Source organism: Bacillus sp. LR_5, from assembly GCF_042709275.1.
This window is the reverse complement of the sequence record NZ_JAVAXX010000058.1, coordinates 13,771-28,919: the sequence shown is the minus strand read 5'-3', so window position 1 is coordinate 28,919 and position 15,149 is coordinate 13,771. Positions and strand designations below refer to the sequence as shown.

The 15,149-nt window shown below is 44.5% G+C and carries 18 protein-coding genes and 1 pseudogene; 6 read left to right on the top strand and 13 right to left on the bottom strand.

Annotated features, from left to right (window positions below; genetic code table 11):
• From mleN to ansA, 3 genes are all read right to left on the bottom strand, one after another.
• A partial coding sequence (mleN, locus tag RAC86_RS14370) for a malate-H+/Na+-lactate antiporter MleN (protein ID WP_377885825.1) occupies positions 1–1,360 on the bottom strand: 1,360 nt, incomplete at its 3' end.
• A gap of 140 nt (positions 1,361–1,500) precedes the next feature.
• Complete coding sequence (gene aspA, locus RAC86_RS14365; RefSeq protein ID WP_014477246.1) at positions 1,501–2,928, bottom strand: aspartate ammonia-lyase; 1,428 nt, start codon at positions 2,926–2,928, stop codon at positions 1,501–1,503.
• A 44-nt stretch (positions 2,929–2,972) separates the two neighbouring features.
• On the bottom strand, positions 2,973–3,962 hold the full coding sequence (ansA, locus tag RAC86_RS14360; RefSeq protein ID WP_004399032.1) for an asparaginase: 990 nt from the start codon (positions 3,960–3,962) through the stop codon (positions 2,973–2,975).
• Positions 3,963–4,143: 181 nt separating this feature from the next.
• Between ansA and ansR the strand changes: the two genes are divergently transcribed.
• Entirely contained in the window at positions 4,144–4,494 is a 351-nt protein-coding gene (gene ansR, locus RAC86_RS14355) for an HTH-type transcriptional regulator AnsR (protein WP_004399024.1), read from the top strand.
• 8 nt (positions 4,495–4,502) lie between these two features.
• Here the strand turns inward: ansR and RAC86_RS14350 are convergent, their stop codons facing one another.
• Positions 4,503–5,666, bottom strand: a complete 1,164-nt coding sequence (locus RAC86_RS14350; protein WP_377885824.1) for a TIGR00375 family protein — start codon at positions 5,664–5,666, stop codon at positions 4,503–4,505.
• Positions 5,663–6,220 (bottom strand): ADP-ribose pyrophosphatase, encoded by a 558-nt coding sequence (gene nudF / locus RAC86_RS14345; RefSeq protein WP_004398600.1) that lies wholly within the window; start codon positions 6,218–6,220, stop codon positions 5,663–5,665. The genes RAC86_RS14350 and nudF overlap by 4 nt, the downstream gene beginning before the upstream one ends.
• 74 nt (positions 6,221–6,294) lie before the next feature.
• Here nudF and mciZ point away from each other — a divergent pair, with 74 nt between their 5' ends.
• Positions 6,295–6,417 (top strand): Z-ring formation inhibitor MciZ, encoded by a 123-nt coding sequence (mciZ, locus tag RAC86_RS14340; protein WP_339174808.1) that lies wholly within the window; start codon positions 6,295–6,297, stop codon positions 6,415–6,417.
• A 62-nt stretch (positions 6,418–6,479) separates the two neighbouring features.
• Positions 6,480–7,400 carry an aldo/keto reductase gene (locus RAC86_RS14335; RefSeq protein ID WP_015714213.1) on the top strand — a complete coding sequence of 307 codons (921 nt, stop codon included), beginning with the start codon at positions 6,480–6,482 and terminating at the stop codon, positions 7,398–7,400.
• Positions 7,401–7,431: 31 nt separating this feature from the next.
• On the opposite strand, the gene RAC86_RS14330 is transcribed toward RAC86_RS14335, so the two are convergent.
• Positions 7,432–7,656, bottom strand: coding sequence for a YqkE family protein (locus tag RAC86_RS14330; protein WP_003230416.1), 225 nt, complete (start codon positions 7,654–7,656; stop codon positions 7,432–7,434).
• 159 nt (positions 7,657–7,815) lie between these two features.
• Here RAC86_RS14330 and RAC86_RS14325 point away from each other — a divergent pair, with 159 nt between their 5' ends.
• Positions 7,816–8,733, top strand: a complete 918-nt coding sequence (locus tag RAC86_RS14325; RefSeq protein ID WP_088326401.1) for an alpha/beta hydrolase — start codon at positions 7,816–7,818, stop codon at positions 8,731–8,733.
• Between the two features lie 39 nt (positions 8,734–8,772).
• On the opposite strand, the gene RAC86_RS14320 is transcribed toward RAC86_RS14325, so the two are convergent.
• The 7 genes and pseudogenes from RAC86_RS14320 to RAC86_RS14290 form a co-directional block, all read right to left on the bottom strand.
• Positions 8,773–9,012 (bottom strand): YqkC family protein, encoded by a 240-nt coding sequence (locus RAC86_RS14320; RefSeq protein ID WP_003230411.1) that lies wholly within the window; start codon positions 9,010–9,012, stop codon positions 8,773–8,775.
• Positions 9,013–9,024: 12 nt separating this feature from the next.
• A complete protein-coding gene (locus RAC86_RS14315; RefSeq protein ID WP_003226552.1) occupies positions 9,025–9,348 on the bottom strand; it encodes an iron-sulfur cluster biosynthesis family protein in 324 nt (107 codons plus the stop codon).
• Positions 9,345–10,376: a GNAT family N-acetyltransferase gene (locus RAC86_RS14310; RefSeq protein WP_339174813.1), complete on the bottom strand. Its 1,032-nt coding sequence runs from the start codon at positions 10,374–10,376 to the stop codon at positions 9,345–9,347. Before RAC86_RS14310 ends, RAC86_RS14315 begins: the two co-directional genes overlap by 4 nt.
• Positions 10,369–10,714: pseudogene (locus RAC86_RS14305) on the bottom strand (antibiotic biosynthesis monooxygenase family protein). The gene RAC86_RS14310 and the pseudogene RAC86_RS14305 overlap by 8 nt, the downstream one beginning before the upstream one ends.
• Before the next feature lie 9 nt (positions 10,715–10,723).
• Positions 10,724–11,194 (bottom strand): GNAT family N-acetyltransferase, encoded by a 471-nt coding sequence (locus RAC86_RS14300; protein ID WP_004398668.1) that lies wholly within the window; start codon positions 11,192–11,194, stop codon positions 10,724–10,726.
• A gap of 185 nt (positions 11,195–11,379) precedes the next feature.
• The gene (locus RAC86_RS14295) at positions 11,380–11,718 is read right to left on the bottom strand and encodes a YolD-like family protein (RefSeq protein ID WP_014477255.1); all 339 of its coding nucleotides are present in this window, start codon (positions 11,716–11,718) and stop codon (positions 11,380–11,382) included.
• Positions 11,715–12,953, bottom strand: coding sequence for a DNA polymerase IV (locus tag RAC86_RS14290; protein WP_072557092.1), 1,239 nt, complete (start codon positions 12,951–12,953; stop codon positions 11,715–11,717). The genes RAC86_RS14295 and RAC86_RS14290 overlap by 4 nt, the downstream gene beginning before the upstream one ends.
• 165 nt (positions 12,954–13,118) lie before the next feature.
• Here RAC86_RS14290 and RAC86_RS14285 point away from each other — a divergent pair, with 165 nt between their 5' ends.
• Together RAC86_RS14285 and RAC86_RS14280 are read left to right on the top strand one after the other, a co-directional pair.
• Entirely contained in the window at positions 13,119–13,325 is a 207-nt protein-coding gene (locus tag RAC86_RS14285; RefSeq protein ID WP_014477257.1) for a YqzH family protein, read from the top strand.
• Between the two features lie 552 nt (positions 13,326–13,877).
• Positions 13,878–15,131 (top strand): MDR family MFS transporter, encoded by a 1,254-nt coding sequence (locus tag RAC86_RS14280; RefSeq protein WP_095843812.1) that lies wholly within the window; start codon positions 13,878–13,880, stop codon positions 15,129–15,131.
• Positions 15,132–15,149 lie beyond the last annotated feature (18 nt).

Below are 15,149 nucleotides of genomic sequence, written 5' to 3'. Positions count from 1 at the left end.
TAAATTTTCCTGTATAACCATAGATAATTGCAAGACCTATTGCTACAAAACTGAGCCACATAAACGGCAGATAAGAGAAGGTAGAAACACCTAAAATACCAGCCATGTAAATCCCATTATCAGACCAAGGAACCATCCCCGAAGTCAATGTTCCCCCGACCTCTGAGTTACGTGATAACACTCTTCTGTCCAGATGTAAGCGATCATAGCTGTCTTCCATAATTTTCGGAGTCAAAATAAGAGATACATACATCGCACAGCCGAAGATGTTTGCTAAAAACGCTACGATCAGTGTAGACAATGTGACATTGCCGGCTGAAGTTAATTTCTTTTCAAACGTTGAAACAATGACTTTTAACACGCCGAGTTTCTCAAGCAGACCGCCAAAACCAAGGCCAAAGATGATGACGACGAGAGAATCAAGCATACCGACAATTCCACCGCGGTTTAACAAGCCGTTCAAAAATTCAACATCAGTTTTAATAGAGAAGCCGTTGTACGCAGTTGCAATCGCACGGGCAATATCCATTCCTTGGAAAACAACAGCCCAGATTGCACCGAGTAAAGCGCCAATTACGATAACCGGCATAGATGGCTTTTTCATCGCCAATAAGACTATGACGAGAACTGCCGGGATCAGCATCCAAATATGAATGTCAAACGTGTTTTGCAAAGATGATTTTAAGAATTCAACTTTATCAAGATCAATATTTTTCCCGCCGTACATAAATCCAACAACTGTAAAGAGTATAGCTGTAATGACATAAGCAGGTATTGATAAATAGAGCATTGCTCTCACGTGAGCCAATACATCGACTTTTGATAGTGAAGAAGCTAGAACTGTACTGTCAGACAGCGGAGACAGCTTGTCCCCAAAATAAGCACCTGAAAGAATAGCTCCCGCTACTAGAGGAAGCGGAATGCCTAAACCCTCTCCAATTGCGATCATGGCAATGCCAGCAGTTCCGACTGTTCCCCATGACGTTCCTGTTGCCACAGACATAATGGAACAAATAATTAACGTTGCCAGTAAAAAGATACTTGGGTGAATAAATTCCAGTCCGTAATAAATCAAAGTCGGCACAACGCCTCCGGCAATCCATGTTCCGATGAGCGCCCCAACTGAAACGAGAATCAGTACGGCTTCAAGGCCATTTGATATCCCATGTACAATCGCATTTTGTAAATCTTTATAAGAATAACCGAGTCTTATACCTAAAAGCATTGCAATAAACCATGAAACAAAAAGCGCCAGCTGTATCGGCAAGTCGAGAAAGACTGTAAACGATAGAACAAGTGCTAAAAATACTCCTAGTACAATAATAATTTCAAATAGTGTTGGCAATCTTACATCCTTCAAAAGAAGTCCCCCTTCATGTAAAAGCTAAAACGCTTTCAATATATAGTGCAACACGTATACTATACTTCCTCATCCCTATGTTGTAAACAGCTTATTCATCCGACTATTCGGAGATGAATAAGCTGTATTTTATACAAATTTTATTTTTCTAATAGTTCTTTCCCTGCGATACCTGGTTTGGTCATCTCATATGGGTTTAAAATAATATCCAATTCTTCTTCAGTCAGCACATCATGCTGCAGACAAAGGTCACGGACTGATTGGCCTGTCATAATCGCTTCCCGGGCAATTCTGGCAGCCGCTTCATATCCAAGATGCGGATTGACAGCTGTGATCACGCCTGCGCTTTTTTCTACGTATTGCTTCAACCGCTTTTCGTTGGCTTCAATGCCTTTTAAGCAGTTGTCAGTGAACGAACGGAAGCCGTTGTTCATGATGCTGATGGATTGAAGCAAATTAAAGACAAGCACGGGCTCCATGACGTTCAACTCAAGCTGGCCGGCTTCTGAAGCAAGGCAGATTGTATTGTCGTTTCCGATAACCTGGAACGCAATTTGGTTGATCAGCTCCGCCATAACCGGATTGACTTTCCCCGGCATAATAGATGAACCCGGCTGACGTGCAGGCAGAGAAATTTCCGCAAGTCCGGCGCGCGGTCCCGACGCCATTAAGCGCAGGTCGTTTGCGATCTTCGACATGTTCATCATGCAGACTTTTAATGAAGCTGATACCTCTGTATAGGCATCTGTATTTTGTGTCGCATCAACAAGATGGTCAGCGCCGACAAGAGGAAGCCCGCTAATATCAGCAAGGTGCTTTACTACCTGTTTGATATATTCAGGATCAGCGTTCAGCCCTGTACCAACAGCAGTTGCGCCCATGTTGACTTCATATAGGTGCTGGCGCGATTGCTTGATTCGTTTGATATCACGCTCGAGAACACGGCTGTAAGCTTCGAATTCCTGGCCAAGACGGATCGGAACCGCATCTTGAAGGTGTGTCCGGCCCATTTTAATAACAGAGTCAAACTCCTGTGCTTTTTGCTTAAACACGCTATGCATATCTTCCATTGTTTTCAGCAGTTTTTCTAAGAGCTTCAATGTGGAAATATGAATAGCAGTCGGAAACACATCGTTCGTAGACTGTGACATGTTCACATGTGTGTTTGGACTTAAATGGATATAATCTCCCTTTTTATGTCCCATGATTTCAAGCGCCCGGTTTCCGATAACCTCATTCGCGTTCATGTTCATAGAAGTTCCGGCACCGCCCTGAATCGGATCCACGATAAACTGATCGTGCCACTTGCCTTCGAGAATCTCGTCAGCGGCTTGTACGATAGCTTGGCCAATTCCTTCATACAGCCGTTTCACGTCCATGTTGGCAAGAGCCGCAGCTTTTTTCACAATCGCCAGTGCGTTAATCATTTCCTCATGGATTTTGTATCCTGTGATCGGGAAATTTTCAGAAGCACGGAGCGTCTGAATTCCGTAATAAACATCTGCTTCAATTTGTTTTTCCCCAAGGAAGTCTTTTTCTACGCGATATTCTTTTTGGCCGTTTAACATAATCTTTAACCTTCTTTCTCTTTGCTGGTTATCGTTTTTACATTTTACAGGACAACGTCATCAGCTATCGGCGTTTCCATAATTCTCTTGACGACAGGAAGATCCGAAGACTGACCTAGTGCCCACATCAATTTTGGCACAATTGCTTCTGTGTTCATATTTCTTGATCGGATAATTAAGTCTTGGTTGACTCTGCGGCCAACTTCGTAAATGCTCATGTCTTCGCCTTCTTCAAGACATTGAGTCGTAATGACCACGACAATGCCGCTTTCGATCAGCTCATTCACTTTTGACAAAATGTCTCTGCCTTCAAACGGCACCCCTCCGCTGCCATAACTCTCAATGACAATTCCTTTGTACATGCTTTTCAGGGCATCAAACATTTCGGGCTTTAAGCCTGGATGCAGCTTCAGCAGACATACATCTGTACATAGTGAAGTGTCAACTGTGAAGGTGTCGTTCTCAGGTTCCGTTACTTGTTTGTTGTATTCGATCCCGTCTTCATTGATAAAAGCGATATATGGGTAATTGATGCTTTCAAATGCGTCGTAGCTTTTCGTTCTTAATTTGATCGCACGCGTTCCCTGAATGACTCTGCCGTCAAACACAACATAAACGCCGCCCACGCCTTCACAGGCAAATCGAATGGCATCTGTAATATTTTTTTTGGCATCGGTTTTTTGGAACGTGATCGGAATCTGCGAGCCGGTGATGACAATCGGCTTTTTGGCATGCTGCAGCATATACGATAGTGCGGCAGATGTATAGGCCATTGTATCTGTACCGTGAGTAATAACAAACCCGTCATAGGCATCATAATTTTCCTTAACGGCTTCCGCTATTTCCACCCAGTATTCAGGCTGCATATTGGTGCTGTCTATATTCATAAGCGACTGAGTTTCCATTGTGTAATCGTTATCAAGTTTTGATACGTAACTTAATAATTCATCAGCCTTGACTCCGGGAGCCAGCCCATTTTCCCCTTCAACTGAAGCAATCGTTCCCCCAGTTGTCAACATCAATAATTTTTTCATACCATGCACCTCTTCACTGTATCTAAAGATGGGTTGCGAGAAGGTATTCGCTTTTCGCATACTTTTAATGCAATTATAGACACGGAAAATAAAATACGCAAGACATTATTATTCAATTCGCGTACACTTCCTAATACCTATATGATATAATCAGCTCAAGGTGAAAAAGGAGCGGAAGTTCATGAATCTAGATCGTTTAACTGAATTGAGAAAAAAGAAAAATTGGTCGCTTCAATATACAGCTGACCTTCTCGGTATCGCAAAAAGCACATATGCCGGCTACGAGTCAGGCTACCGACGGCCTTCACTTGAAGCGCTTGCCATGCTGGCTGACCTCTTTGACACAACCTGCGATGAACTTTTAGGCCGCGAGAAACAAAAGCAGACTGCTCCTCAGGCCATAGAATTGGCCACGTGGAGCAGCCTTGACTTTACCATTTCTGTTGATGGCCAGCCGCTGAGTGAAGATGAAATCATCCAGCTGATTACCTTTATACGCACAAAAAGAAAAGTACAGGAGGAACTGAGTTAATCTTTAGCTCACGGTTTAATTTTACCGTAGGTTCCTCCTCCTCCGGCTTTCAATTCCAATTTTCCGGATCTCGCTTTTACGATAAGCGCCGCGGTTTTCGGCGGGACAACGCGAGCCAAATCTTCTTCTGCAGCCTCATGAAGAACAGCCATTTCTGTTCCGAAGGCTTTTTTTAGTTTGTCCAGCGTTTTCGGGCCTACACCCGGAACAAATTGCAGCGGGATCTGATGTACATATCGCGGACGCGGGACGCGAACTTCAAGCTGATCACTCAGTTCATGCAATCTTTCGCTGACTCCCTTGGTAAATCTGGCATTTCCGCAATTCGCGCACGCTGTTTCCCCGCTTACAGCAGGCTCTCCGCATGCTTCGCAAGCCGTCTGATAATATTTCCCCAATAACGGGTCCAAGCCGTAATTTGCGATAATTTTCCTGTCATCTTGTCCCTTTAATGCAAGAGCAAATTCAGTAAAATCAGCTGACTGCACATATAGTTCATTATATTCTCTGCCGATTTTCCCCAACGAATGCGCATCAGAATTTGTTAAAAAAGGATACGGATTCAATTCAGATACGTGTGATGCCATGACTGTATCACAGCTTAATCCAAGCTCCACCGCGTCTATCATAGATGGATCAAAAACCTCAGTTAAGCTTGATTTAACCCCTTTTCCATATAAGCTTTTATGCGGCGTAAAGATATGAGCGGGGATAAACAGGCCGCCCATATCCTGCACTTTTTTTTGCAGGTTTAAGCCCGTTTCATAAATCCGCTGCGAGCTTAAATGAATATTTTTCAGCCGGGCTGACAGCCAGTTTGAAAACTGTTTCATAGCAGCCAACGTCGGCATAAATACGAGCACATGGATCGGTCCGCTGCAGGCTTCATCATAAATCTCCAGCTCGCTCCCCAATAAAAGAGTCGTGCTGCGATAACGGATTCCTCCCCCGTCAAGCTCGCGATATTTTCCAGATGAAATGCCTTCCTCAAGCTCTAGAATGACTTCCGGAGAATGACAGTCGATAATGCCGAGGAGTTCAATTCCTTTATGTTCACTGGCTTCAACCAAAATTCTGTCCAGTGTTAATGTTTTGGCGCCTGTTATTTTGACAGCCCTTCCTGTAAAGGTCTGGCCGATATGAATGTGCAAATCCGCGTAAATCTTTTTCATTTTTGTGCTTGGAGCGCTTCTTTCAGCTGAAGATACTGAATCGCGTAGGCTGTTTTAGCATCGTATACTTCACGCGATTCAACCAGCTTTAGCGCATCTTCAAGCGTCACCTCCATCACTTCAACAAACTCGTCCTCATCAAGCTCCCGTTTTTCTTCAAGCACAGAAAGCTCCTCAGCAAGAAAAACGTGAACAATTTCATCTGCAAATCCGGGTGATGTATAAAACGCAGTTATTTTTGTCAGTTTTTTTGCTGTATAACCGGTTTCCTCTTCAAGTTCCCGAAGTGCCGTATACTCCGGCTCCTCACCTTTTTCAAGCTTACCGGCCGGAATTTCAACGATCGTTCGCTCAAGCGGCTTACGGAATTGTTTGACCATGATGATTTTCCCTTCATCTGTGACGGCTAGTACCGCTACTGCTCCAGGGTGTTTCACAATTTCACGTTTACTGGCTTTGCCGTTCGGCAGCTCTACATCCTCGACATAAAGATCAATGACTTTACCCGAAAAGATCTGTTCTTTGGCAATTGTTTTTTCTTCTAATGATTTCATTTCTTCATCTCCCGTTCTGTCTCTATATGATGCCCCATACATTTTATCATACTAGAGCAAAAGGGGGCTTCTTCGTGAAAGTGAACCGCATGCCAAAAGGTGTTGTCTTAGTCGGAAAAGCATGGGAAATTCGGGCGAAGTTAAAAGAGTATGGACGCACATTTCAATATGTTAAAGATTGGATCTCAAAGCCATAAAAGTTGAAACTTTAGCTCCTTTATATTACGGTCAATACAAAGCCTAAGAAAGGAGTGTGCACATGAGAAAGCGCAAATTGGGTACATCTGATTTAGACATTAGTGAAGTAGGACTCGGCTGTATGTCTCTTGGAACTGAAAAAAACAAAGCATTGTCCATTCTGGATGAAGCGATCGAGCTCGGCATCAACTATTTGGACACAGCGGATTTGTATGACCGGGGACGCAACGAAGAAATTGTCGGTGATGCGATCCAAAACAGACGCCAGGATATTATTCTGGCAACAAAAGCGGGAAACCGTTGGGATGACGGAAGCGAGGGCTGGTATTGGGACCCTTCAAAAGCTTACATAAAAGAGGCGGTAAAAAAGAGCCTTACACGTCTGAAAACAGATTATATCGACCTTTATCAGCTTCACGGCGGCACGATAGAGGACAACATTGATGAAACGATTGAAGCGTTTGAGGAATTAAAACAAGAAGGTGTCATCCGCTACTACGGCATTTCTTCCATCCGCCCGAATGTGATTAAAGAATATGTAAAAAAATCAAACATCGTCAGCATTATGATGCAATTCAGCCTGTTTGACAGACGCCCTGAGGAATGGCTCCCGCTTTTAGAGGAACATCAAATCAGCGTAGTCGCCAGAGGTCCTGTTGCCAAAGGGCTCTTAACTGAAAAACCGCTTGATCAAGCTTCAGACAGCATGAAACAAAACGGGTACTTGTCCTATTCATTCGAGGAACTGACTAATGCCCGCAAGGCAATGGAGGAAGTGGCTCCCGATCTTTCCATGACAGAAAAGTCGCTGCAGTATCTGCTAGCACAGCCGGCTGTCGCTTCAGTGATTACAGGCGCCAGTAAGATTGAGCAGTTACGGGAAAATATTCAGGCAGCAAATGCACGGCGTTTAACCGAAGAGGAAATCAAAGCGCTCCAATCTCATACGAAACAAGACATTTACAAAGCTCATCGCTCATAGCAGAAAAACCAGCACCCGTACAGGTGCTGGTTTATTTATATTGATGCCAATCCATTTGGCTTTCATTTAGGAGTTCTTCAAAGCTCTTATTTTTTTCGATCTCTTTTTTCTTTCTGATCTGTTCTGCTTTTTCTCTTTCCTGCCTCTTTTCATCCTCTTCCTTCAATTGGCTCTTCATCTCCATAAGCTTTGCTTTGATATCGGATTGAAGGCCGTCTTTTAGCTGGTGTTTGTCAGCGGATTTTTGTTTTTTCATTCAGACTTCCCCCATGTTTTGTTTTGAAGACAGTTTATCACGGAGCATATACACTGAACAAGCAGACTCTCTTCTGGTCACTTTCTCAGCGGAGCAGTGTTTAGGTATAATGATTTCAAACACGAATTACCTATATTTAGTTGAAAGGTGCTGTGACTTTTGAAGAAAATCCTTTTGGCCATTGGCGCTCTCGTAACAGCTGTCATCGCAATCGGAATTGTTTTTTCAAATATGATTCTATTCATCAAGAAAAAAACGGATGAAGACATTATCAAAAGAGAGACAGACAACGGACATGATGTGTTTGAATCATTTGAACAAATGGAGAAAACCGCTTTTGTGATACCCTCCGCTTACGGGTACGACATAAAAGGATACCATGTCGCACCGCATGACACACCAAATACCATCATCATCTGCCACGGGGTGACGATGAATGTACTGAATTCTCTTAAGTATATGCATTTATTTCTAGATCTCGGCTGGAATGTGCTCATTTATGACCATCGCCGGCATGGCCAAAGCGGCGGAAAGACGACCAGCTACGGGTTTTACGAAAAGGATGATCTCAATAAGGTTGTCAGCTGGCTCAAAAACAAAACAAATCATCGCGGATTGATCGGAATTCACGGTGAGTCGATGGGAGCTGTGACCGCCCTGCTTTATGCTGGTGCACACTGCAGCGATGGCGCTGATTTTTATATTGCTGATTGTCCGTTCGCATGTTTTGATGAACAGCTTGCCTACCGGCTGAGAGCGGAATACAGGCTCCCGTCTTGGCCCCTGCTCCCTATCGCCGACTTCTTTTTGAAGCTGAGGGGCGACTATCGCGCACGCGAAGTATCTCCGCTTGCTGTCATTGATAAAATCGAAAAGCCGGTCCTCTTTATTCACAGTAAGGATGATGACTACATTCCTGTTTCTTCGACCGAGCGGCTTTATGAAAAGAAACGCGGGCCGAAAGCGCTGTACATTGCCGAGAACGGTGAACACGCCATGTCATATACCAAAAATCGGGATACGTACCGAAAAACAGTGCAGGAGTTTTTAGACAACATGAATGATTCAACAGAATAAAAAAGCGAAAGGCCTCTTCGGCTCTTTCGCTTTTTTATGTTACAGAACGTCGGTAATGCCATCCATATTTTCTCTGATCCATTCAATCGCAAGATCTATCGTTGTAAACTCCTGCGTCTCGAAGGTCATTTCATCCTGCAATAGCCAGACATCTTTCTTGATGGACTCTGCTCCTCCAATTGACCAGTGAAGCAAGGTATAGGGATGGTTTTGATTCAGGAAGGATACCCACGTTTTATTTTGTGCTGTGTTCTTCATTGCCTTCAGCTTTTGTTCCACGTTTCGCGTCTCCTACTTTACTAATATGCTCATTCTGGGGCTGAGCATTTCAGCCGGGCTTTTCAGCGCCAATGTTTTGGCTTTTTCATTGTAATCGATCGTCATTTGATCGTCAAAAAACACTTTTTGTGACGATTGGATATACAGCGGAATGCCGTTCGTTTCCAGCTGCTCGCACTGTCCCGTTAATTCTTCTGCCAGCCAGATTGTGGGGACACCGCTTACCGCGCAGCCGCATCCTTCTGCATCGTAACGAAGCTGGGCTTTTTTTCCCGGGTTGGCGTCAAACGCCTGCTGCAGTGCCTGTTTTGCTGCATCTGTCACATGTATGTTCATAAGGTGAAACCCCCGTTTTCATCATTTTCGCTATTGTAGCATACAACACTGCCATTCGCATTGTTTCTGCCTTTTTTCCACCGCTTCGCATTTTCTTCTGCAGTCTTGATCCACTCATCTTTCCCTTGTATGTACTGATTGATGCTGTCAGGATGCTGGGCCGCCAGCCGTTTTTTGAGAACGGCATATTCTTTCGCTATGTTTGGATGAGCTCTGAGATAATCTCTGAATAACAGATGCCTTTCAATAGCAGGGTTTCCCTGTTCGTACATATGGACATGATGAGTGCGTTTATTTCCGCCCTTTTGGAAATAACGCCTGCCCGCTATGCCGTTCTCACCTTTTGGTATATAGCCGTTAGCCTTCATTTGTTCATCAAATTGGCTCACGGCTTCAATGCTTCTGACTTCAATTAACATATCAATGATTGGCTTCGCTGCCATGTTCGGTATCGATGTGCTTCCGATGTGATGAACAGCGATAATCTCCGGCCCGAACACCAGCTTCAGCCGTTCTTTTTCTTCATCGAAACATTCTGCCCATTTTTCGTTGTAGAGAATGACCTCAACTTTTCTTTTCGGATACAAATGAAAGACCGACAGCAATAGACCCTGCGCTGCTTTGACGGTTTCTGCCTTTTGGAATCCGGCCTGTGTATAGAGTGACACGGCCGGGATATTGTTCTCGGCTGTGACTACTTCGATTCTCTCAGCGTCTTCATTATGATCAATGACAAATTGCAGAAGTGCTCGTCCAATTCCTTTTCTGAAACCGTCAGGATGCACAACAAGCCTGCAAATGGTGAGATGATGCATGTTTTTCTCATATGAAATGACACCGATCAGCTTGCCGTTTTCCCGATATCCCGCAAACCGTTCATGGGATGCTTGAATATCCTTCACCTTCTCTTGTAAAGCGGGAATACCGTCAAAACCAATAATCTCTGTTTCCTTTATGTAGGCGGGGATCTGTACGGCTAAAATCTCACGCGCTATAGTGTCTTCCTTATGCTGGAGAAATTCAATCATTCGTGTTCCTCCTGAAACAGCCGCTGTCTGTCGACTTTTGCGACGCGGACTGCATACGACTCGTACCAAAGGCTTTTTCCTTTTTCTTTTGCCGCTTGATGTTCAGTGTGATGCTTCCAATGGTTAATTGCGTCCATACTGTCCCAATAGGAAACTGTGATGCCCCTTCCATCCGCTTCACGTACGCTTTCCACGCCTAAAAATCCAGGCTGATCCGCCGCAAGCGATACCATCCGCTCCGCTGTTTCTCCATATCCTGTGTCATTTTCGCTTTTGACAGAAGAAAAAATGACTGCATAGTAAGGAGGCTCAGGTGTTTTTGATAAAAAATCCATCATATTTCCCCCTCATATGTTTTTGACAAACAGTACCCTGTCTTGGCCCGGGCCATCATAGTTTGCAAACACTGAGATGCCATTTACCGTTTTGGTGCCCTTTTCAATATCAAACCCCAATTTTGTGTGATATGCGATTGATACCTTATTCACAGGTGAAGTGACGCACTTTACCCGGGTGCAGCCCCTTTGTTTTACTGTTTCGATAAATACATCATACAATTGTTTCCCAATTTGCATTTTTCTGAAATCCGGATGCACACCGGAAAAATGAATGTACGCCGTTTCAGGATCGGATTGCGATTGAAATCCGATTAAAAATCCCGTCATGCTGTTATGTTCGGATGTAATAAAGCTTGTGTCCTGAAAATGCTCAAAAAATAGTCTCGGCAATTTTTCTTTCAGCTGTCTGCCGCCCCACCATTCATTCAGTACAGACGTTACCATTTCATAATCTGAAGACGTGATTGTTCGAATATCCATTACGATTTGATCTCCCTCCGTCTGGCAAAACGAATGTCAGCTCTTTTTCTCACAATATAAAAATTATATTTTGCCTGGCTGGAATTGTAAATGCCTTCTTTCCTGTATCATACGTTTCCAGACTGCCGAGGGAACAATGTTTGATCATTTTACGCCTATTTCTCCCCCAAACAGGAGGAGAGACTTTACAGCACAATATCAAGCACTTGATCAAGTTTCAGCTTATAAAGCTGATCCTCGTCTCCTTTTATCCATACTGCTTTTTCAAACTCTTCATACCGGCAGATTTTCCCGGTGCAGCGGACAATTTCACCGTCCTGAAAGCAGCTCACAGTGATATCCTGAGCGAACTCCATCGCGGCGCAAAGCGTTTGATTCATCTCTTCCAGCTTATCGGGATCAAGGATCGGCTTCTGCAGCTTTTGTTTAAGCCGCTTTCTCTCCAGCAGGCTTTGCTTATGTTCCGGCAGAAACATCCTGCTCCCTTCCCACAGCAGGTTGCCCCTTTTTAAATGGTCGTTCATTTATAATGCCCCCCTATTTTAGCCGCACGTTCAAATGCCTGGCCTGCCGCTGTCAGTGACGCCGCCCTGATGATTGCTGTATCGCCGAATCGATTTTTAATGCCATCCATCACATAGCCTAGGCTCATTTTCTTTGCATAATCCTGAAATAAATTGAGCTGCCATATGTCATCAGATGAGAGCTGAGACAGATTGACACCGAGGCGGCGGACGGGTTTCCCGTCCCAAAATGTAAGAAACAGCCGTCGTACAGCCTCATATACATCCTGCGTAGAATTAGTCGGCTCTGCCAGCTTCACTTGCCGGTTGAAGCCCGTCGGCCAATCAAAATCAGCACCCCGGCAGCTCACTGACACTGTCTGCCCCATGACCCCGGCGTTTCGGCTTCGCCTGCACACCTCTTCACTCAGCTCAAGCAATACGACCTTGATTTCTTTGTCAAAGTGTTCGTAGTCTCTCGGGAGAGTCATTCCATGGCCTATCGCCTTTTGCCCGTCCAGAGACGAAGTTGACACAGGGGAATAGTCGATTCCGTTTGCCGTCATCCACAGCACGTGGCCGTTAATGCCCCATTTCTTTTTTAAAAGATCGAGCGGAAAAGCCGCGAGCCCGCCGATCGTGCTGATGCCCATTCGATTTAAATGATGCTTCATGCGGCTCCCGACGCCAAACATGCTGCCCACCGGGAGCGGCCACATTTCGGTTTTCATATTTTCTTTCGTTAAGGTAAAAATACCGTTCTTATTCTTTTTGGCAAAATTGTCACACGCAATTTTGGCCAGCGCTTTGTTAGGGCCGATTCCGACCCGTGCATAAACGCCGATCTCCCGCATGATTCTGCTCTGAATGCTTTTCGCGATCTCCATCGGCGTCCCAAACAGCTTCTGGCTGCCTGTAATGTCCATGAACTGTTCATCGATAGAATAAGGCTCCACAAGGTCTGTATACTCCTCGAGAATGGCTGTAATTTGCAGTGATACATCAATATACCGTTGCATACGCGGCCGGAGCACAACAGCCTCAGGACACTTTTCCTGCGCCTCCCACAGCCGTGAAGCATTCACCACACCCTTTTGTTTCGCCAGCGGGCAGGCAGCCAATACGACTCCGCCCCTTTTTTCAGGGTCACCCGAAACAATGACGGGCTTATTTTTCAAATGTGGATTTTCCGCTTTCTCTACAGATGCATAAAACGATTGCATGTCAACGAGAAAAATCACTTTTTCTTTCATCATACACACCTCTAAAAAGAACTTATGTTCGTTTTTCATTATATGCGAAAGTATGTTCGTTTTATACTGGTAAATGATTCTTGTCTGACAGAAAATATGATCCAAGGGTTTGAGAGAAGAAAAACATTTAGTAGAATAAAAGCGAAGCATAAGGATAGGAGAGTCATGATGGAGAAATTTGTCGAAAAAATGATGGAACAGGCATTGCGGCAATATGGCAGAAACGTTGCTATAGATCCGTTAAGCCCGTATGAAAAACAAAGCCTGAAAGCGGCTCTACAAGAGAGACGGAATGAAGAACCAGATGAGGATTTGCATGCGCATATAGAAGATATCATTTATGACTATGTCACAAACCAAGGCCTGTTCTCTTAAACGCATGACTGTCAGTTCTTTCAGCCGCTGATGCGGCTTCCCTTTGAAAACACCGCCTGAAACAAATAAACAGTCTCAGGCTTACAGAAAAAGCAGGATTTTCTCACGCTCCATAGATTCATATGGCCTGGCGTAAAATTCCCCCTCAGAACTCGCGCAAAACGGAATAAGCTGTCCATGATCACGCGTATACACTTTTTCGAAGAGATGTGCTCTCTTGTTCTGTCATGCGGCCCATGCCGGTTTTCAGCGTACATCTTGATCTCATATCCAGTTTCACTGCCGATATGATCCACGTTCTGGCGGCTTAAACTAACACACTCTCACTGACCAATCGCTTTGCTTTTCATCGGACATCCCGTCATTTTCCTTCTTCAATTTCAAGATGTAAACTCCGTCAGCCACACGCATCCTCAACGCATAGTATATTGCCATCCATACAATCAGGCATACTACATGTCAATAACGAAATATTTTGAACGATCTATTGGAGAAGGAAATTTTTTCATATATGATAGAGAAAGATCATACATACAGGAGAGAATATAATTCATGAAGAAATGGAAAGACATCCACCCGATCAGCTGGACAATTATAATCGGAACCATTTTCGGCAGAATGGCAACATCGATGAGCATTCCTTTTTTAGCGATTTATTTGACAGCCGTCCAAGGCGCATCAGCTTCCTATGCAGGGCTGGTCATCGCCGCGAGCTCATCAGTCGGCATCCTCGCAAGCTTTTACGGCGGATATATCTCAGATAAATTCGGCAGAAAAAACATGATGCTTGTATCGATTTTCGGATGGATGCTGGTATTTGCAGGCTTTGCGGCAGCATCTAATCTCTGGGTGTTTTTTGTAGTAAACGCATTAAACGGTCTTTGCAAATCACTGTTTGAGCCCGCTTCAAAGGCCTTGCTGTCTGATATGACAGAAGAAAAAACGAGACTGCTAGTTTTTAATTTACGCTATGCGGCTATTAATATCGGCGTTGTCTTCGGACCTGTGCTTGGCCTATATTTCGGCTCATCGCAATCGACTACGCCCTTTTTGGTGCCTGCAGTCATTTACGGACTATACGGAATTGTGCTTGCCCTCCAATTTAAAAAACATCCACCCTTATCAGCACCAGCCCAGTCCCGAAATATGAGCGTGCGGGAAGCGTTTATGGTCACGCAAAAGGATTATCTTTTTACCATTGCTTTGGTCGGCATTACGCTATGCACCTTCGGCTACTCACAATTCAGTTCCACATTCCCTCAGTATATGGCGCAGAACCCCTTGATCGGCAATGGAACGAAGCTGTATGGGCTGATGCTGACATTAAACGCAATCGTTGTGTTGGCGACGCAATTTCCCATTGTCCATTTTGCAAAACGGTTTTCGCCGCTTTGTTCTCTTATGCTCGGTAATGTGATGGTTAGTATCAGCATGGCCATTTTTACCGTATCACACGGTGTTCCTTCAATTGTGATGATTGTCATCACATTTACAATCGGCGAAGTGCTTTTATTCTCTATGATGGATTTGTATGTAGACCAGATTGCAAAACCAGGATTAAAAGGCACTTATTTCGGGGCAATCGGTTTTTCACAGCTCGGAAACGTCATCGGCCCTTGGGTCGGGGGGATATGTATAGACCTGTTTGGCGCTGGCCGGCCGATTTATATTTTTTCTGTCCTGAGCGGCATTACCCTGCTCGGCCTGCCATTTTTAGCGTTCGCCTATCGGCAAATGAAAATGGAGACCACAAAACACCGTTCCCGTCTGGAAAAGCCGCTTTACATAAAAAACGGAAGAGAATGAATCTCTCCCGCAAACATG

What these genes read in the sequence shown, in the direction of transcription:
- aspA (WP_014477246.1), bottom strand. Translation starts at nt 2,928, where the DNA reads ATGTTAAACGGCCAAAAAGAATATCGCGTAGAAAAAGACTTCCTTGGG.
- ansA (WP_004399032.1), bottom strand. Translation starts at nt 3,962, where the DNA reads ATGAAAAAATTATTGATGTTGACAACTGGGGGAACGATTGCTTCAGTT.
- ansR (WP_004399024.1), top strand. Translation starts at nt 4,144, where the DNA reads ATGAATCTAGATCGTTTAACTGAATTGAGAAAAAAGAAAAATTGGTCG.
- RAC86_RS14350 (WP_377885824.1), bottom strand. Translation starts at nt 5,666, where the DNA reads ATGAAAAAGATTTACGCGGATTTGCACATTCATATCGGCCAGACCTTT.
- nudF (WP_004398600.1), bottom strand. Translation starts at nt 6,220, where the DNA reads ATGAAATCATTAGAAGAAAAAACAATTGCCAAAGAACAGATCTTTTCG.
- RAC86_RS14335 (WP_015714213.1), top strand. Translation starts at nt 6,480, where the DNA reads ATGAGAAAGCGCAAATTGGGTACATCTGATTTAGACATTAGTGAAGTA.
- RAC86_RS14330 (WP_003230416.1), bottom strand. Translation starts at nt 7,656, where the DNA reads ATGAAAAAACAAAAATCCGCTGACAAACACCAGCTAAAAGACGGCCTT.
- RAC86_RS14315 (WP_003226552.1), bottom strand. Translation starts at nt 9,348, where the DNA reads ATGAACATACATGTGACAGATGCAGCAAAACAGGCACTGCAGCAGGCG.
- RAC86_RS14310 (WP_339174813.1), bottom strand. Translation starts at nt 10,376, where the DNA reads ATGATTGAATTTCTCCAGCATAAGGAAGACACTATAGCGCGTGAGATT.
- RAC86_RS14300 (WP_004398668.1), bottom strand. Translation starts at nt 11,194, where the DNA reads ATGGATATTCGAACAATCACGTCTTCAGATTATGAAATGGTAACGTCT.
- RAC86_RS14295 (WP_014477255.1), bottom strand. Translation starts at nt 11,718, where the DNA reads ATGAACGACCATTTAAAAAGGGGCAACCTGCTGTGGGAAGGGAGCAGG.
- RAC86_RS14290 (WP_072557092.1), bottom strand. Translation starts at nt 12,953, where the DNA reads ATGATGAAAGAAAAAGTGATTTTTCTCGTTGACATGCAATCGTTTTAT.
- RAC86_RS14285 (WP_014477257.1), top strand. Translation starts at nt 13,119, where the DNA reads ATGGAGAAATTTGTCGAAAAAATGATGGAACAGGCATTGCGGCAATAT.
- RAC86_RS14280 (WP_095843812.1), top strand. Translation starts at nt 13,878, where the DNA reads ATGAAGAAATGGAAAGACATCCACCCGATCAGCTGGACAATTATAATC.